Below are 18608 nucleotides of genomic sequence, written 5' to 3'. Positions count from 1 at the left end.
CATTAGTCTCCCAACATATAGTGTATTTAAAAGCTATTCATCTATCTATTAACTATTGACCATCTGTTGAAATGTTCGTCTATACTTAGGCATCAAAATTTGGTGACTATGGAAAGATGGCTCCTCAAACTTCACAAAATACAAAGAAAAAGGTTTGGTTGATTGCTGCAATCATTATTGTACTTATGACTGTTGCATTTTTTATGTGGAAAACGAGTTCAAGTAAAAACTCAGATACAGATGATAAGCAAAAAAATGCTCAAACAAACACTCAAAAAGCTGCACTGACCGTAACAGTAGTTTCACCAGAACAACAAAACTGGAAACAAGTTTTTACTGCAAATGGAAATATTGCAGCTTGGCAAGAAGTTGTAATTAGCAGTGAGCTATCTGGACAGAGATTGACACGCGTGAATGTAAATGTCGGTGATGAAGTAAAACGTGGTCAAATTTTAGCTGAAATTAATAGTGAAACTATTCGTGCTGATTTAGCGGCAGCAAAAGCAAGCTATGCAGAAGCTCAAGCTGTCTTGGCTGATGCAATTACCAATAATAAGCGCATTCAACAGCTAAAAAATACTGGTGCTATTTCAGCTCAAGAATCAACACAATATCAAACATCACAAGCAACAGCTCAAGCACGTTTAGATGCAGCAAAAGCACAAATTGAAAGCAATCAACTGCGCTTAGCCCAAACACAAGTCGTTTCTCCTGACAACGGTGTCATTTCTGCTAGAACTGCAACCGTTGGCTCTTTAGCACAAACAGGTCAAGAATTATTCCGCTTGATTCGAGATCATCGCTTGGAGTGGAGAGCTGAAGTTACAACAACAGATTTATACAAACTTCAACAAGGCATGACTGCTCACGTTATTTCACCTGATCCTTCACAACCCAAAGTGACAGGTCAAGTTAGAATGATTGCACCAGTAATTGATCCTCAAACACGTTATGGTTTGGTATATGTTGATTTACCAACAACTCAAGCAATTCGTATGGGAATGTTTGTAAAGGGAGAGTTTGATCTAGGTGAAAAAACAGCAATCACCATTCCTCAGACCGCTCTACTGCTCCGTGATGGATTTTCCTATGTTTTTGTACTTGATCAAAACAACCGTGTAACACAGAAAAAAGTAACAACAGGACGTCGACAAAATGATCGAGTTGAAATCTTAGACCTCCCGTTAAATGTAAAAGTAGTTTCTTCTGGTACAGGTTTCTTGACCGATGGTGATTTAGTGAATGTTGCGCAAGCAATTCCTGAAACGCCACTTACTCAAAAGCTTGTAAAATCGCAGGAGAAATAAAATGAATTTCTCAGCGTGGTCAATCCGAAATCCAATTCCAGGAATTCTTTTATTCATCATGCTTGGATTGGCAGGTCTGTTATGTTTTCACTGGATGAAAATACAACAATTTCCCGATATTGAATTACCGATGGTGACTGTTTCCGCCGCATTACCAGGTGCAGCTCCACCACAGTTAGAAACAGAAGTTGCTCGAAAAATTGAAAACTCAATTGCAACGCTACAAGGTCTAAGAAATCAGTACACAAACATTCAAGATGGTGTTGTGACTGTCACCGCAGAATTTCAGCTAGAAAAGCCACTACAAGAAGCTGTTGATGACGTGCGTAATGCTGTTTCACAAGTACGTTCAGACCTACCTGCTGATTTAAGAGACCCGATTGTTAGTAAAATTAATCTATCTGGTTCACCTATCCTCACCTATACCATCCAATCCCCTAAAATGGATGAAGAAGCTCTTTCGTGGTTCGTGGATTACGATATTGCTCGTGCTATGTTACAGGTTAAAGGTGTGGGTGCTGTTGCACGTGTTGGTGGTGTCACCCGCCAAGTTGAAGTCGAACTCGATCCTGAAAAATTATTGGCACTCAATGCGACTGCAACGGATATCACTCGCCAGCTTCGTTTGGTTCAACAAGATGCTTCAGGTGGACAAACCAAGATTGGTGGCAGTGAACAATCCATTCGTACGATTGCAACTGTAAAAACAGCTGCTGAAATTGGCGCCATGGATATCGCTTTAAGTGATGGTCGACATATCAGACTTGATCAAGTGGCTACAATTCGAGATGGAATAGCGGAACGACGTTCAGCAGCATTACTGAATGGACAGCCAGTAATCGGTTTTGAGATCACACGAAGTAAAGGTGCAAGTGAAGTTGATGTTGAAAAAGGCGTTATTGAAGCATTAGATAAGCTTAAGGCATCTCATCCTGATATCAAAATCACAGAAGCCTTTAACTTCGTTAAGCCTGTTGCTGACAACTATAAAGGTTCAATGTCATTACTTTATGAAGGTGCAATTCTTGCAATTTTAGTGGTTTGGCTGTTTCTACGCGATTGGCGAGCTACGATTATTGCAGCTACAGCTTTACCTCTTTCTATTTTGCCTGCCTTAATCGGCATGTACTATTTTGGATTTACCTTAAACACAGTAACACTACTCGCTATGTCACTCGTCGTGGGTATCTTGGTGGATGATGCAATTGTTGAAATTGAAAATATCATTCGGCATCTACGGATGGGTAAAACACCATATGAAGCTGCTATGGAAGCAGCCGATGAGATTGGACTAGCTGTTATTGCAACCACATTTACATTGATTGCTGTATTCCTTCCCACCGCATTCATGAGCGGCATCGCAGGAAAATTCTTTGTTCAATTTGGATGGACAGCAGCGCTAGCGATATTTGCCTCGCTTTTAGTCGCTCGATTATTAACACCAATGATGTCAGCTTATATTCTGAAGCCTTGGATTGGTAAAGTTGAAAACACAGCAGAAAACTCAGATGCAGATAGATTAAATGATCAAGGGACATCCAAGCTTGCACGTGACCGAGAAAAAGATGGTCGTGTTATGCGTGGTTATATGCATCTAGTCACGTGGTGTCTACATCACCGTTGGGTTACGCTTGGTGGTGCTATTCTGTTTTTCATCGGCTCCATTATGCTGATTCCACTTCTGCCTACAGGTTTTGTTCCACCACCTGACACAGGACAAACTCAAGTAAGATTAGAACTCACCCCAGGCTCACAATTCGCAGACACCTTAAAAACTGCCGAATACGCACGAAATCTTATTAAAGATCATCCAGAAATCAAAAGCATCTATACAACCATCGGCGGTGGTGCAGCAGGTTCAGATCCTTTTTCTGGTGGTGCATCCAGTGAGCCTCGAAAAGCAACTCTGACAATCCAAACCTCAGAGCGCTCAGATCGTAGTTTAAGTTTGCAAGAAATCGAAAGTGAAATACGTCAACGACTCGCTCCTTTACCCGGTGCTCGTATTCAAGTCGGTATCGCAGGGAACAATAGCCAATATCAACTCGCCTTATCAGGTGATGACCCTGAAGCTCTTATTTCAACAGCACGTAAGCTGGAACGCGAATTACGCACAATTCCAAACATCGGCAGTATTACTTCCAGTGCAGCACTCATTCGTCCAGAGTTGGTTATCCGCCCAGATTTTGCTAAAGCAGCTGATCTTGGGGTTACAACTTTTGATATCGCAGAAACACTGAGAATTGCCACTGCAGGTGATTTCGACCAAAACCTTGCAAAATTAAATTTATCGCAACGACAAGTTCCTGTCGTGATCAAACTTCCGCTTTCTGCACGTCAAGATCAGGAATTGATTAAACGCTTAATGATTAAAGGAAGTCATGGTCCAGTGATGTTAGGCACAATTGCTGATGTCAATATTGAAAGCGGTCCATCACAAATCGATCGTTTCAATCGCCTGCGCAATATTAATTTTAATATTGAGTTGAATAACCAACCGCTTGGTGATGTAGCAGCAAAAGTTGATCAATTACCAACGATGAAAAACTTACCACCTACTGTGAAACGTACCAATATTGGTGATGCTGAGGTGATGCAGGAGCTTTTCTCAAGCTTTGGATTGGCAATGCTCACAGGGGTGCTATGTATCTATGTCGTTTTAGTGCTCTTATTCAAAGACTTCTTACAACCTATTACCATTTTGGTCGCATTACCATTGTCTTTGGGCGGTGCATTTGTATTGTTGCTTTTGGCAAAAAGCAGCTTTTCAATGCCAAGTTTGATTGGACTAATTATGCTGATGGGGATTGCAAGTAAGAACTCTATTCTTTTAGTCGATTACGCGATCATCGCAAGAAAAGAGAAAGATTATTCACGATTTAATGCTTTGCTTGATGCCTGTCATAAACGTGCGCGCCCGATTATTATGACAACCCTTGCTATGGGTGCAGGTATGCTACCTATCGCTTTGGGTATCGGAACAGATCCAAGCTTCCGTGCACCAATGGCAATTTCAGTAATTGGTGGTTTAATCACTAGCACTTTCTTATCTTTATTGGTTATTCCAGTGGTGTATACCTTTATTGATGATATTAATCGCAAGCTGCATAGTTTTAGAAAAACCTAAGATCAAGCGGTTGAACAGCTTTGATCTGTATGTGAAAAAGACGGTCTTATGACCGTCTTTTTTTAATACTTATATTATTGTTACTTTTTCGCCAAAGCTTTCTCAATATCAGCTTCTAAAGCTTCAGGTTTAGTAGTCGGTGCATAACGCCCCAGAACTTCACCATTACGACCAACCAAGAACTTTGTGAAGTTCCATTTGATATTTTGACTACCCAAAATACCTTTTGCCTCACGTGTCAAAAATCTAAAAATAACGTGTGCTTCCGGCCCTTTCACATCAACCTTTGCAAACATTGGAAAAGTTACACCATAGTTCCTTTGACAAAAATTTCCAATTTCCTTATTTGTCCCTGGATCTTGCCCTCCAAATTGATTGCAAGGAAACCCTAAAATTTCTAATCCTTGAGATTTATATTTTTCGTAAAGCTTCTCAAGTCCTGCAAATTGCGGAGTGAAACCGCATTTACTTGCGGTGTTCACAATCAGCATGACCTTGCCTTTATAATCAGCGAGCGCCTTTGTTTCTCCCTCTAACAATTCAGCTTCAAACTGATAAATGTTACTCATGGATACGTTTCCTCGTCATTCTTTTCTTCTGTTTTAAGTTGTAATGATGCCGAATTCACGCAATAACGCAGTCCTGTCGGCTGTGGACCATCCTCAAACACATGGCCCAAATGTGCATCGCAATCATGGCAGACAATTTCTGTTCTGACCATACCATGTGATATGTCTTCGTGCTCTTCTATTGCACTATTATCAATCGGTCGATAGAAACTTGGCCAGCCCGAACCACTGTCGTATTTCGTTTCTGAAGAAAACAACTCAGCACCACAGCAACGACATACATAAATGCCATGTTGTTTGCTATTCCAATATTGACCTGTAAATGCGGGTTCTGTGCCTTTTTTACGAGTGATACGATATTCTTCTGGTGACAACTCTCTTTGCCATTCTCGATCTGTTTTATTCACTTTTCCCATAGCCAGCACCTATTATTTTGTTGTAAAAAATATCTTGATGATCATGCTTTATATTTACGCCATTCAAAAAAAAAACTCTAGTCTTTCAATGTGTAATTTATCGTAATTTAAGCACTTATATTAAAATAGCAAATAGTAAGCAAAATATTTTTACACAAGTAAGCAATTTTCATTTAAAACACCTTTCAAGTAAGCAGTCATAGTGGTATTCTTGTTCAGCGCGGTTGTATTGGACAAAAAATGTCACAGAAAAAAAGTGTGGTTTTTAAAAATCTATTACCAACCATCAGACAGTATCAACAATCTGGTTTTACGCATGAAAAAATTGTTGAATTACTGAGAGATCAACATGATCTTGATCTGGTTACAGTTGAAACATTTAAAAGTTATCTATATCGATATGCAAAAGTGAATCCCGCTATGCCTAAAAATACTGCTACACCCCACTCAGCTCAAATGCCTCGACAAATCAAAAAGTCTTCAAAGCTTGAGCATGTATGTTATGACATTCGTGGACCAGTATTACGCGCCGCCAATGAAATGGAGGAGCAAGGGCATAAAATTATTAAGCTAAATATTGGCAACCCTGCACCTTTTGGTTTTGAAGCACCACAAGAAATTATTAATGACGTAGCATTAAACCTACCGAATGCAATTGGATATACAGACTCAAAGGGGATTTTCCCTGCTCGTAAAGCCATTTGTCAGTACTATCAGCAAAAAGGCGTCTTTGACATGCATGTCAACGATGTCTATGTAGGTAATGGTGTTTCAGAATTAATCGTAATGGCAATGCAAGGTTTGCTAGATGATGGCGATGAAATGCTTGTTCCAATGCCAGACTATCCTTTATGGACAGCTGCGGTAAATCTGTCAGGCGGCACAGCAATCCACTATAAGTGTGATGAAGAAAACTATTGGTATCCAGATCTCGCAGATATGGAAAGTAAAATTACACCAAATACTCGTGGTATTGTTGTAATTAACCCAAACAACCCAACTGGTTCTGTTTACCCTAGACACGTTTTAGAACAGATCGTTGCTTTAGCGAAGAAATACGATCTCATTTTATTTGCAGATGAAATCTACGACAAAATCGTTTATGACGGAATTGAACACGTTGCTCTAGCAGCATTAGCTGGTGATCAATTGTGTATTTCATTTAATGGTTTGTCTAAAGCATACCGAATCGCAGGTTATCGTGCTGGGTGGATGGCGATTACAGGTGACAAGGCACGAGCTGCTGATTATATCGAAGGTTTAGATATGCTAGCGTCAATGCGCTTGTGTTCAAACCATCAAGCTCAGTATGCGATTCAAACAGCATTAGGCGGCTATCAATCAATTAATGACTTGATTCGTCCTGGTGGTCGTTTATATGAACAACGCAATATTGCATGGGAAATGTTAAATGAAATTCCAGGTGTAAGTTGTGTGAAACCTGATGGGGCGATGTATTGTTTCCCTAAACTTGATCCTGAGATTTATCCAGTTGAAGATGATGAAAAGCTCATGCTTGATTTACTGAAAGCTGAAAAGGTACTTTTAGTACAAGGCACAGGATTTAACTGGCCAACTCCAGACCACTTCCGTGTTGTATTTTTACCAGCTGAAAATGAATTACGTGAAGCAATCAATCGTTTAAGCCGTTTCTTGGCAAAAATGCGCTAAGCATCTAAAAAAATCCCCCTATCTAAAGGGGGATTTTTTTATCAGTATTCTGAACTTTGAATTTCATCCCACTGAGCTTCGTATTCTTTAGATTTTTTTAGATCTTGTTTCAGACCAAAACCACCTTTTTCATAGATACGAGCTAAATCCAACAAACACTCATTCTCACCCTGATCAACTGCAAGCTCGTAATATTCAGCCGCTTTTTTATAGTTTTTTACGACGCCTTTGCCTTCTTCATATATATAAGCAATATTTGATGACCCCAAACCGTTATCTGCCTCAGAAGCAAGGGTAAATAATCTTAGCGCTTCTTTATAATCCTGCTTTATACCACCCTTACCTTCTAGATAGAAAATCCCAAGATTATTGATCGCTGTTGGCTCATCTTGTTTTACCGCTAGCTGATAATAATGGAGAGCCTTTTTGAAATCCTGAGTGACTCCATCACTTCCATCATTATATAAGTGACCTAATTCAGCCTGAGCTAAATCTAATCCTCCATCAGCAGATTTAGTCATCCACTCCAAGCCTTTTTTACTATTCACTCCAACTCCTTCATCTCCATACAAATAGAGAAAACCAAGGTAGTATTGAGCATACAGTTGCCCCTTTTGTGCAGCTTGGGTGTACCACTTTAATGCAGTTGGATTATCTTCTTCTGTGCCCTCACCATAGTCATACATGTAACCGACTGAAAAAAGTGCATCTGCATTTCCTTTCGCAGCTGACTTTTTGAACCACTCTAAAGCCTTACCAAAATCTTGATCAACATCATTTCCGTAGTAATAAGCATCACCTAAATTATTTTGTGCTTCAGCATTACCTGATTTTGCCTGCTCTACGAGTTCTTGGCTAAACGGAACATCTTCGGCATAAACAGTACTCGAAATAGTGACACTGCTACTTAATAGTATTGAAAGAACAATATTCTTTAATTTCATTATAAATTTCTCATGGATAAATTTTTATTGGTCTCTATTTTAACGTCAAAAACATCCAAGTAAACTTAAATTTAAATTTACCAATTAGATGAAATAAACCCATGTTTTAAAAGCTCACTATAACCATATCACTTTGAGGTGAATGATTCAGAACAAATTTTTTCATCACCTAATATCACATGAAAAATAAAATAATGGGAAATGGATAAATGTGTTAAAAAATATCAATGTTTGCTTTTTGCCATGGCACAAGTATTGAAAATTATGGTTCTTACAATACGACTAAAGCATAAAGTCCTTATATGAAAAATAAAAAATTGACCATTTGGTCATTAATACCTTATGAAATTCATGATTTTCACACCTTAAAATAGCAATTGAATATTATAAATTTAAAACCCAACTTCTCATTGCTTCGACATAAATTAGATGTAGTCGAAAAAAATATAATGCCAATGATTTTGATCCATAAAAATTTGAATAATATTCCAGTGTCATGTCGTGTGTAGACATAGCACATCTATGGAAAATTAAAATACAGGATTGTGATTAATGATTACTAAAACGGTTAAATCATTTGGATTAGCTTTAACACTGATTGCTTCATCAGTTGCGTTACATGCGAAAAACAATGTCGTAGTTGTAGCAACAGGTGGAACAATTGCTGGTGCGGGTGCAAGCTCAACGAACAGTGCCACATATACCGCAGCCAAAGTTCCAGTCGATGGTTTAATTAATGCTGTTCCTCAAATCAAAGATCTAGCAAATGTAAGTGGTATTCAAGCCCTTTAAATCGCTTCTGAAAATATCACTGACAAAGAGTTACTCTCCCTTGCCCGCCAAGTCAATGATTTAGTTAAAAAACCATTTGTAAATGGCGTTGTGATTACTCACGGTTCCGATACGCTAGAAGAAACGGCATTCTTTCTAAATCTAGTTATTCACACTGAAAAACCTATCGTTCTTGTTGGTTCTATGCGTCCATCAACTGCTCTTTCAGCAGATGGTCCACTCAATCTTTATAGTGCCGTTGCAATCGCTGCATCTGAAGAAGCCAAAAATAAAGGTGTTTTCATCGTGATGAATGATTCAATTTTTGCTGCGCGTGATGCAACCAAAGGGATTAACATTCATACCAATGCATTTATAAGCCAATGTGGCGCATTAGGTACAATCGTTGAGGGGAAACCTTATTGGTTCAGAAATAGTATCAAACGTCATACTAACAACTCTGAATTTAATATTGAAAACATCAAAGGTGATCAACTTCCGTTGGTTCAAATCGCATATGGTTCAGGTTCAATGACACCAGAAGCTTATCTTGCTTATGCAAAAGCTGGAACGAAAGCGATTATTCATGCAGGAACAGGGAATGGTTCGGTAGCAAAATATCTTGTTCCGACATTGAAGCAACTACATGATGAACAAGGCATTCAAATTGTCCGTTCATCTCGCGTAGGTCAAGGTTTTGTATTACGAAATGCAGAACAACCTGATGATCAATATGGTTGGGTGGCTGGACATGATCTAAACCCACAAAAAGCTCGTATTTTGACTGCTTTAGCGCTGACTAAAACTAATGATGCAAAAGAAATTCAGCGAATCTTTTGGCAATACTAATTGCTAAGCTGAAATCCAAATCGATGTTAATCAGTTGATCTGATTAGCATCGTTTTTTTATTTATTCTTGGTTAGATCATTCCGAACAGCATTCTATTGCAAAAATATTAGACAACTGTCCTAAACAGAGCGTGTTAGAATATTCTTCAATCGCGTTTAGGATAGATTTATGCAGTTTGTTCATCTTGGTATTCACACAGAGTTTTCGATTACAGAATCGATAGTTCGCATACCTGATTTGGTCAAAGCTGCTGTTGCTGAAGAAATGCCAGCTTTAGCAATTACTGATCTTTCGAACCTACATGCTGCTGTTAAATTCTATGGTGCATGCTTAGGTAAAGGGATTAAGCCTATTATGGGCAGTGTTATTCGATTGAATGATGCTGAACATCGTGCAACTTTACTTGCGATGAGCAATACAGGTTGGCGAAATTTAACGGAAATAGTATCTAGAGGATTCATCGAAGGTCAGCAACTTAGTGTTCCTTGTGTTCAAAAAGAATGGGTATTAGAACAAGCAGAAGATTTAATCATTCTATTGGGGCAACACAGTGATGTAGGCAAAATGCTCTGCTCTTCCAACCCTCAGAAAGCAGAACCTCTTCTTGAAGACTGGATTAGTAAATTTGGAAATCGTGTCTATCTTAGTTTGACGCGCACAGATCGTGTTGGGGAAGAAGATTTTATTGTTGAGGCGGTAAAACTTGCTGCTAAGTACCAAATCGGTGTAGTGGCTCATAACGATATCCACTTTATCGAGCAAGACGATTTTTATGCTCATGAAGCGCGTGTTTGTATCGCAGATGGATACGTATTAGGTGATGATAAGCGTCCTAAACCTTATAGTCCTGAACAATACTTTAAAACAGCAGAACAAATGTCTGAGTTATTCTCTGACATTCCTAGTGCGATTGAAAATACTTACCAAATTGCAAAACGTTGCAACGTTGCCTTGCAGCTTGGTACCTATTTCTTGCCTGATTTCCCTATTCCTGATGGTTATACCATTGATACCTATTTCGAACATTTATCACGAGAAGGTTTAGAAGAACGTTTAAATCATCTATATCCAATTGATGAACGCGATGAAGATTGGCCTGATATTCGAAAGCCATATGATGAACGAATCAAATATGAAGTCGATATCATCCTCAAGATGGGATTCCCTGGTTACTTCCTTATCGTCATGGACTTTATCCAATGGGCAAAAAACAATGGTGTACCTGTAGGACCAGGGCGTGGTTCGGGTGCAGGTTCATTAGTTGCATATAGTTTAAAAATTACTGACCTTGATCCTTTACGATACGACCTGTTATTTGAGCGCTTTCTAAATCCTGAACGTGTCTCAATGCCTGACTTTGATGTCGATTTCTGTATCGCAGGTCGTGACCGTGTTATTGAATATGTTGCACAAAATTACGGACGTGAAGCAGTTTCACAGATTGCAACCTTTGGAACAATGGCTGCAAAAGGTGCAATTCGTGACGTAGCACGTGTCTTAGGTAAATCTTATGGTTTAGCTGATCGTATCTCCAAAATGGTTCCAACAAAACCATTGGGTGTAGACTTAAAACAGGCCATAGAGCTTGAACCACAACTAAAAGATATCGTCACCAACCCTGCAAACCCTGATCATGATGATGCTGCTGAAATTTGGGAAATGGCGCTCAAATTAGAAGGCATTACACGTAACACAGGTAAGCATGCGGGTGGTGTTGTCATCGCACCTGGAAAAATTACAGATTACTCGGCCGTTATCTGTGATCCTGATGGCACAAACCGTGTAGCTCAATATGATAAAGATGATGTTGAAGCAGCAGGTTTAGTTAAATTCGACTTCTTAGGACTGCGAAATTTAACAGTAATTGAAGATGCTGTTCAAAATATTAATAAAAGAATTCAATCAGATGTCCCACTAAATATCGCTAATGTACCATTAGATGATAAAGATGCTTATCTCGTATTTGCTGAGGCAAATACGACTGCGGTTTTCCAGTTTGAATCCGTCGGCATGAAAAAGATGTTGAAGGAAGCTAGACCAAGCAAATTCGAAGAGATTATTGCTTTCGTTTCCTTGTATCGTCCTGGTCCGATGGACCTCATTCCAGACTTTATCCATCGTATGCACGGTGGAGAATTCGAATATTTGCATCCTTTGCTTGAAAGTGTCTTAGAACCAACCTATGGGATTATGGTTTATCAAGAACAAGTAATGCAGGCAGCACAGTTCTGCGCTGGCTATACGCTTGGCGGAGCCGACTTATTACGCCGTGCAATGGGTAAGAAAAAACCTGAAGAAATGGTAAAACAACGCCAAATCTTTATTAAAGGTGCGGCAGAAAAAGATATTGATGAAGCAACAGCGAACCATATCTTCGATTATATGGAAAAATTCGCGGGTTATGGTTTTAACAAATCACATGCGGCCGCTTATGCTTTAGTTGCTTACCATACTGCATGGTTGAAAGCACATTATCCAGCTGAATTTATGGCAGCGGTAATGTCATCGGAAATGCAGAATACGGATAGTGTCGTATTCTTAATTGATGACTGTCGTAATAACAAACTCGAAGTTCTTCCCCCTTCTGTAAATATGTCCTTGTATCATTTCCATGCCATTGATGAGCGTACAATCGTCTATGGTTTAGGTGCAATCAAAGGTGTTGGTGAGCAGGCAATGCAGTCTGTGATCGATTCACGTATTAAAGATGGGCCATATAAAGATTTGTTTGATTTTTGCCATCGTATTGATCTGAAAAAAATTAACAAACGTACACTCGAAGCGCTTATTCGTGCAGGTGCACTCGACTGTTTAGGAATAGAACGTTCCAGTCTTATGGCTCAGCTTCCTGAAGCCGTTCAAGCTGCGGAACAAGCACGAAGCAATCGTGAAACAGGAATTATGGATTTATTTGGTGAAGTTGAAGAAGTTCAGCGTAAACCAGCTAAACCTGTTAAACCATGGTCAGATGAAGTCCGTTTAAAAGGTGAAAAAGATACACTTGGACTTTACTTAACAGGACATCCAATCGATGTATATCGTTCAGAATTAAAAGCATTCATTCCTGCAAAACTGAATGAAGTTACCCCGACACGTCGTGGTGTAACCACCGTATTTGCTGGTTTGGTACTCGATGTAGCAAACTTTCCAAACCGTATCATGATCACTTTAGACGATGGTACTGCACGAATTGAAGTTAGTTGCAATCATGAACGTTTTCAACGATATAAAGATATTGTGCGCTTAGAACAAGTCATCGTGATCGAAGGCGAGATTTATGAGCGTGAAGGCTTTGACCGCCCAATGGCACGTTTAAGTAAAGCATTTAGTTTGAATGAAATTCGTCAAAAACGTGCTCAATCCATTCAAATACGTATGCCACACGATCTCATGACTAAATCTTTAGCAAAAGATATGCAAAACATTCTCTTACCATATTGCAATGTAGATATGTGTCAGCATATCGGTATACAGCTTCTTATCGATCAAAGTTTTGCGACAGCTGAGTTACATTTAGGTGCTCAGTGGAAAGTTGCTCCTTTAGATGAACTGCTTGGTAAATTACGTGACTACTTTGGCAAAGATGCGATATATATTGAATATCAAGTAAAATCCAAAGCAGCAAAAGTCATTGAAACACCCAAAGTAAGTGTGGTTCCTCCTCCACCTGCAAATATGTCTATAGATGATGCTTTAGATCTGTATCAAGCCGAAGTTTCTCAATATTCTTAAAAATTGGATCATTTATGAACCTGTTTGACCAAAATGACGTGTCCAAACAATTGGATCATGTTCGTATTGTTATGGTAAATACGACTCTCCCTGCCAATATAGGTAGTGCACTTCGTGCCATGAAAACGATGGGATTGTCTAAATTAGTATTGGTAGCACCTAAAACCTTTCCTCATCCTGATATTGATGCTTTAGCCGCTGGCGCCCAAGATTTAATCGAAAAAATACAAATCGTTGATACTTTGGAACAAGCAATTGAAGACTGCCATCTGGTGTTTGGAACCAGTGCTCGCAGCCGTACTATTCCTTGGCCTCTGCTTGATGTTCGCCCTGCAGCTCAAGAAAGTTTAAAAGCAGCCAATTTAGATCAAAATATTGCAATCGTCTTTGGTCGCGAAGATCGTGGTCTAACCAATGAAGAGTTAGCATTAGCAAACTACCATTTAACTATTCCAGTCAATCCAAGTTATGGCGTTTTAAATGTAGCTCAAGCAATTCAAGTGGTATGCTATGAATTAAGGATGGCAGCACTTGAGCTCAATCAGCAAAACACTGATCAGACTGACCCGCAAGAACATATGCAACTAAAGCAAAATCAAAGTATGCAATGGGATGAGCCATTGGTGACACAGAAACAAATGGAAGAGTTCTATCCTCATTTAGAAAAAATGCTAACTGAAATTGAATTCTTAGATCCAAATAATCCACGTTTATTGCCTTTGCGTTTGCGTCGTTTATTTGGAAGAATACAATTAGATCGTATGGAATATCATTTATTGCGCGGTATTTTCAGTCGAGTACAAGCTTTAGCCAATGGTTCATGGAAAAAAACACAGACGGAGGATCACTCTCATGATTAAACAGCTAAAAGAAGACATTGAAGCTGTATTTGCACGTGACCCTGCGGCTCGAAATACACTTGAGGTTTTAACCACTTATCCTGGCATTCATGCATTAATTATGCATCGTGTAGCACATGAACTCTGGAAAAAAGATCACAAAGGTACAGCTCGCCTGCTCTCGTCATTTAGTCGATTTGTAACTGGGATAGAAATCCATCCAGGTGCAAAAATTGGAAAACGTTTTTTTATTGATCACGGCATGGGCGTTGTGATTGGGGAAACAGCTGAAATTGGTGATGATGTCACCCTGTACCATGGCGTTACGCTTGGTGGTACTACTTGGAATAAAGGTAAACGCCACCCAACTTTAGAAGATGGTGTTGTTGTTGGCGCTGGAGCTAAGATATTAGGACCATTTACTGTCCATAAAGGGGCGAAAGTTGGTTCAAATGCTGTAGTGACCAAAGAAGTTCCTGAAGGAGTTACCGCTGTTGGTAACCCAGCACGTTATATCTTTAAAGATAAAAATCAAGTTGAGCAAGATGAAGCAAACCGTCGCGACTATGCAGAAAGCATCGGTTTCCAACCTTATGCAACAACTCAAGATCAATCAGATCCTATTTTAGAAGGCATACGCGTGTTATTAGATCGTATGCAGAAAAATGAAAAGCGTATGAATATTCTATGTCAGCGTCTATCTGAGCTTGACCCAACATTCAAACCTCAAGGTGGTAAAAATCAACCATTGAGTAAAGAAGAACTTAAGATTATTGAAGAAGTTAGAAGAGAGTGTGAAGCACAAAGCAAAACATCAACAACATAATATAATTTATAAGAAATGTAACAAGCTTTTCATTGCAAGTTGGTTTTGCTTTTCCTAGACTGGTAAAACCAACGAACTTCTTCTCATTTTACTAAAATTAATGGATGTAAAGCATGAATTTTAAGCCTTTGGCATTACTTGTAATTTCAACCACATTTTTAACCGCATGTGGTATTGCGCCGACCAAAAAAGAGAAGATTGTTGAACCCTTTGTGTTCAAAGAACCAGATCCGACACCACCATTCTATGCTTTAAATCCAATCAAATATGATGCACCACCAAGCTTTGAAGTTGCCATCAAAGATGCCTCTACACAACCAGTGACAAAGATGGTTGTTTCTTTGCAAAATGACCCAACAAAATCTGCAACTTTAGATATTAATAAATTGATTGTCCCAACAATTGATAGTTCTGAAAGACGGATGAAATATGCGGTTCTTGCAGGCGAAAATGAAATTGATGTAACGGAAATTGATGACTTCTTACAACTAGTTGAAGGAAAAGCACGTCATTACCCTCCTCGATTTACTGAACGCCAAGAACGCAAAGGATATGAAGTAAAGTTAAAAGAAATCACACACAAACTAGATGCTCTCGCTGAGAAACCAAATGCATCTATGGATATTTTGACCCGTGCATTTAAAGCCAGTGTAATGGCTCGCAACCTTGACTTGGGTACAGCTTACACATCTAAGTCTTTAACTTATGCTCAACGAATTTTAGCGATTAACCCTAACGATCCTGAAACCAATTTTTGGTTCGGTTTTGGATTATCAGAAGGTGGTGGACAACGTGAAGCGATTCCATACCTAGATAAAGCGATTAAAGGTGGAGTGCAAGAGGCATATCTTTCTGCTGCAAACAATTTCTTATGGCTTGAACAGAAGAAAAATGCGCTTCAAACGCTCAAAAATTACAAAATTAATTATCCTGACGAAGCAGAAGTAGTTGACCGTTTGATTCAAGAAGTTGAATCAGGAAAACGTTGGAACATGTGGCAAGTTCTTAACTAAATTACTCTCTTTTTTGTAAAAATAGGCCGTTTTAGACGGTCTATTTTTTTATGTTGATTGAAAATGCATCCTTTTTTCGTATTATAGCGGTAATCCTGCTCTCAATTTACTGAAACCCTAATGCGTGCATTTAATTCTTCACATCGCCTATTTGCAATAACGCTACTCAGTACAGTCGTCATGAGTGGTTGCCAAGTTGTAAGCTTAAAACACCAAGCCATTGATGTCACAATTGCTAATGAGAGAAATAGTATCCTGACTCAAAAAAGACTCAGCGAAGCAAGTCTCAATGTTTTATCGATGTCAGGTAAAGAAGCAAAGTATTGCATGCAATCTGCTGATGAGTGCATTGCGGATTTACATAAGATTCCTCAAATCTTAGATGAACAGCTCTTATCGACTAGCAGTGAATTATTTCTAGCGAAATCCAAAGCTCTAGCGGACTCATCAGAATGCAAAATAAGTAAACTAAGCAAACACAAATCTGAGGAAGAACAAAAGAATATTCAGAAAAATTATGAGCAGTGCTTAGATCAACAATTAGAAGCTTTAGATAAAAGTATTCGCTATAGCTATGCTTATCTATTTAAAACTAGTCGCGCACCACAAGAGCGACTTTTTGATAACCGCCAAGTACAAATTCGTGACTTTTACAACCAAGCATTAACTCAACTGGTCAATATTCATAGTCTAAGAAATCCATCCAAAGACCTCGCACCGACTATTAAAATTGGGAAAAGTACGTATACGATTGATATCCAAGCTTATCAACGTTTACAGAATATGAAGCTAGAAAAATTTGTCTCTAGCTATAACATGAACTTCTCAGGATTAAGGGCAATTAACCGACGCGATGGTTTTGGTTCTGATTTTGTAGCAGTATTCCCTGCTGACACAGCTAATAAGTTTGAAAATAAATATATTTTAGATCCTCTCAACTACAACTACCCTAACGGTACAAATCCGAATATTCACAAAGCTCGTTATTTAGCTGCGACTATTATTGCTCAACCTAAACGCGCCGCTGCAACAGCAGATGAAGTGTTAAATAGCCCAGAATTTGAGATTAAAGTTTACGATCCATATAGCGTTGAAAAAGTTAATATTGCTGGAAAACCTTATTCATTGGCTGCAAATTTCTCTGCTCCATATGGTTTATGGTTGTCTGAAAATAATTTAGGCGCAGCAGCTTACTTAACTTTAATTGATCGTGATCAACACCTAACCATGCCGCATTTATATATGCTGGAACCTTACAATCCTAATAAAAAAGTAATCGTATTGGTTCATGGTTTAGCTAGTAGTCCTGAAGCATGGATTGCGGTAACAAACGATATTATGGGTGATCCTGTACTTCGTGAACATTATCAAGTTTGGCAAGTTTTTTATTCAACCAATATGCCAATCTTAGAAAGTCGTTTTCAAATATATGCTCTACTTAAACAAGCATTTGGCTCGGTGAATATGCAAGATGCTGCAGCAAAAGATGCTGTTCTCATCGGACATAGTATGGGTGGTATTATCAGTCGTCTTTTAGTGAGCAATGCTGATATATCAAAAGAAGCATTAGTGATGATGAGTAGTCGTCAGCAAACTCGTTTACGCAAGCATCCCGTAATTGGTGAGCGACTAAAAATGCAACCTATATCTAATTTTGATCGTGCGATTTTTCTTGCAGCACCGCATAAAGGTACAGATTACGCTGATCGTTGGTTTACTCTCGCAGCACGGAAAATCATTAAACTACCGACCACATTTCTCACAACACTGGCAGATACTTTAACAAGTAATGATGTTGAGCTAAAAGATTTTGTAAAAACACTTACTAATGATGTTATTCAGAATGGTCCAAGTGATCTAAGTAAAAAATCCAAATTTATGGAGTTAACGGCTGATATTCCTCCACAGAAAGGTCTACTGTTTCATTCCATCATGGGAAATATCACAAAGAGCCAAGACCCTAACGTCATGACAGATGGAATAGTTCCCTATAAAAGTGCTCACCTAGATGGAGCTGTTTCTGAAAAAATTATTACAGGTGGTCATTCAATTCAAGAAACTCCCGAAGCAGTCCTCGAATTAAGACGAATTTTAAGACAACATCTTGTGGAACACGGTTTATATAAACCGCAAAACTAAACAAAAAGCCCAAAGTTAACTTTGGGCTTTTTTATTACTAGTTCTAATTAATTCGTAGAACGAATCATGTAATCAAAGGCAGATAATGCAGCTTTCGCACCTTCGCCTGTTGCGATGATGATTTGCTTGTATGGTACTGTCGTACAGTCACCTGCTGCAAATACACCCTGTACATTGGTTTCATTACGATCGTTAATCACAATCTCACCACGATTGCTGAGTTCAACTGCACTGTTCTTTAGGAAATCCGTATTTGGCAATAAACCAATTTGTACAAAGATTCCCGCAAGTTCTACTGTGTGTTCTACATCAGTCGCACGATCTTTATACTTCAATGCTGTCACTTGTGAACCATCACCAACCACTTCAGTACTTAAAGCATTGGTAATAACTGTGGTATTCGG

The 18608-nt window shown here is 38.9% G+C and carries 12 protein-coding genes and 1 pseudogene; 9 read left to right on the top strand and 4 right to left on the bottom strand.

From position 1 onward, the window contains the following. Positions 1–116: 116 nt before the first annotated feature. Positions 117–1307, top strand: a complete 1191-nt coding sequence (locus MKL32_RS13245) for an efflux RND transporter periplasmic adaptor subunit (RefSeq protein WP_004962626.1) — start codon at positions 117–119, stop codon at positions 1305–1307. Position 1308: 1 nt separating this feature from the next. Continuing rightward, positions 1309–4434 carry an efflux RND transporter permease subunit gene (locus tag MKL32_RS13240; RefSeq protein WP_042892115.1) on the top strand — a complete coding sequence of 1042 codons (3126 nt, stop codon included), beginning with the start codon at positions 1309–1311 and terminating at the stop codon, positions 4432–4434. Positions 4435–4514: 80 nt separating this feature from the next. Here the strand turns inward: MKL32_RS13240 and MKL32_RS13235 are convergent, their stop codons facing one another. Continuing rightward, positions 4515–5003 carry a glutathione peroxidase gene (locus MKL32_RS13235; RefSeq protein ID WP_004954840.1) on the bottom strand — a complete coding sequence of 163 codons (489 nt, stop codon included), beginning with the start codon at positions 5001–5003 and terminating at the stop codon, positions 4515–4517. Next, complete coding sequence (gene msrB / locus MKL32_RS13230; RefSeq protein ID WP_004911848.1) at positions 5000–5419, bottom strand: peptide-methionine (R)-S-oxide reductase MsrB; 420 nt, start codon at positions 5417–5419, stop codon at positions 5000–5002. Before msrB ends, MKL32_RS13235 begins: the two co-directional genes overlap by 4 nt. A 240-nt stretch (positions 5420–5659) precedes the next feature. On the opposite strand from msrB, the gene MKL32_RS13225 reads away from it, so the two are divergent. Further along, on the top strand, positions 5660–7090 hold the full coding sequence (locus tag MKL32_RS13225; RefSeq protein WP_075696621.1) for a pyridoxal phosphate-dependent aminotransferase: 1431 nt from the start codon (positions 5660–5662) through the stop codon (positions 7088–7090). 41 nt (positions 7091–7131) lie between these two features. On the opposite strand, the gene MKL32_RS13220 is transcribed toward MKL32_RS13225, so the two are convergent. Beyond that, positions 7132–8034, bottom strand: coding sequence for an SEL1-like repeat protein (locus tag MKL32_RS13220; protein WP_004962636.1), 903 nt, complete (start codon positions 8032–8034; stop codon positions 7132–7134). 552 nt (positions 8035–8586) lie between these two features. Here MKL32_RS13220 and MKL32_RS13215 point away from each other — a divergent pair. The 6 genes and pseudogenes from MKL32_RS13215 to MKL32_RS13190 all read left to right on the top strand — a co-directional run bounded on the left by MKL32_RS13215 (position 8587) and on the right by MKL32_RS13190 (position 18204). Next, a pseudogene (locus MKL32_RS13215) lies at positions 8587–9654 on the top strand (type II asparaginase). A gap of 169 nt (positions 9655–9823) precedes the next feature. After that, the gene (gene dnaE / locus MKL32_RS13210) at positions 9824–13387 is read left to right on the top strand and encodes a DNA polymerase III subunit alpha (RefSeq protein WP_004954852.1); all 3564 of its coding nucleotides are present in this window, start codon (positions 9824–9826) and stop codon (positions 13385–13387) included. 14 nt (positions 13388–13401) lie between these two features. Next, the gene (locus tag MKL32_RS13205) at positions 13402–14247 is read left to right on the top strand and encodes an RNA methyltransferase (RefSeq protein WP_126132356.1); all 846 of its coding nucleotides are present in this window, start codon (positions 13402–13404) and stop codon (positions 14245–14247) included. Beyond that, entirely contained in the window at positions 14240–15052 is an 813-nt protein-coding gene (gene cysE / locus MKL32_RS13200) for a serine O-acetyltransferase (RefSeq protein WP_270900644.1), read from the top strand. Before MKL32_RS13205 ends, cysE begins: the two co-directional genes overlap by 8 nt. A 113-nt stretch (positions 15053–15165) precedes the next feature. Then, a complete protein-coding gene (locus MKL32_RS13195; RefSeq protein WP_004911875.1) occupies positions 15166–16065 on the top strand; it encodes an ABUW_2363 family tetratricopeptide repeat lipoprotein in 900 nt (299 codons plus the stop codon). A 120-nt stretch (positions 16066–16185) separates the two neighbouring features. Further along, positions 16186–18204 (top strand): lipase family alpha/beta hydrolase, encoded by a 2019-nt coding sequence (locus tag MKL32_RS13190; RefSeq protein WP_126132357.1) that lies wholly within the window; start codon positions 16186–16188, stop codon positions 18202–18204. Between the two features lie 47 nt (positions 18205–18251). Here the strand turns inward: MKL32_RS13190 and MKL32_RS13185 are convergent. Continuing rightward, positions 18252–18608: FAD-dependent oxidoreductase (locus MKL32_RS13185; RefSeq protein ID WP_270900643.1), on the bottom strand; the 357-nt coding region annotated here is incomplete at its 5' end.

Origin of the sequence: Acinetobacter sp. AOR34_HL (assembly GCF_027854795.1) — a bacterium.
GTDB classification, from domain to species: Bacteria; Pseudomonadota; Gammaproteobacteria; order Pseudomonadales; family Moraxellaceae; genus Acinetobacter; species Acinetobacter junii.
This window is presented reverse-complemented; position numbering and strand designations above follow the sequence as displayed.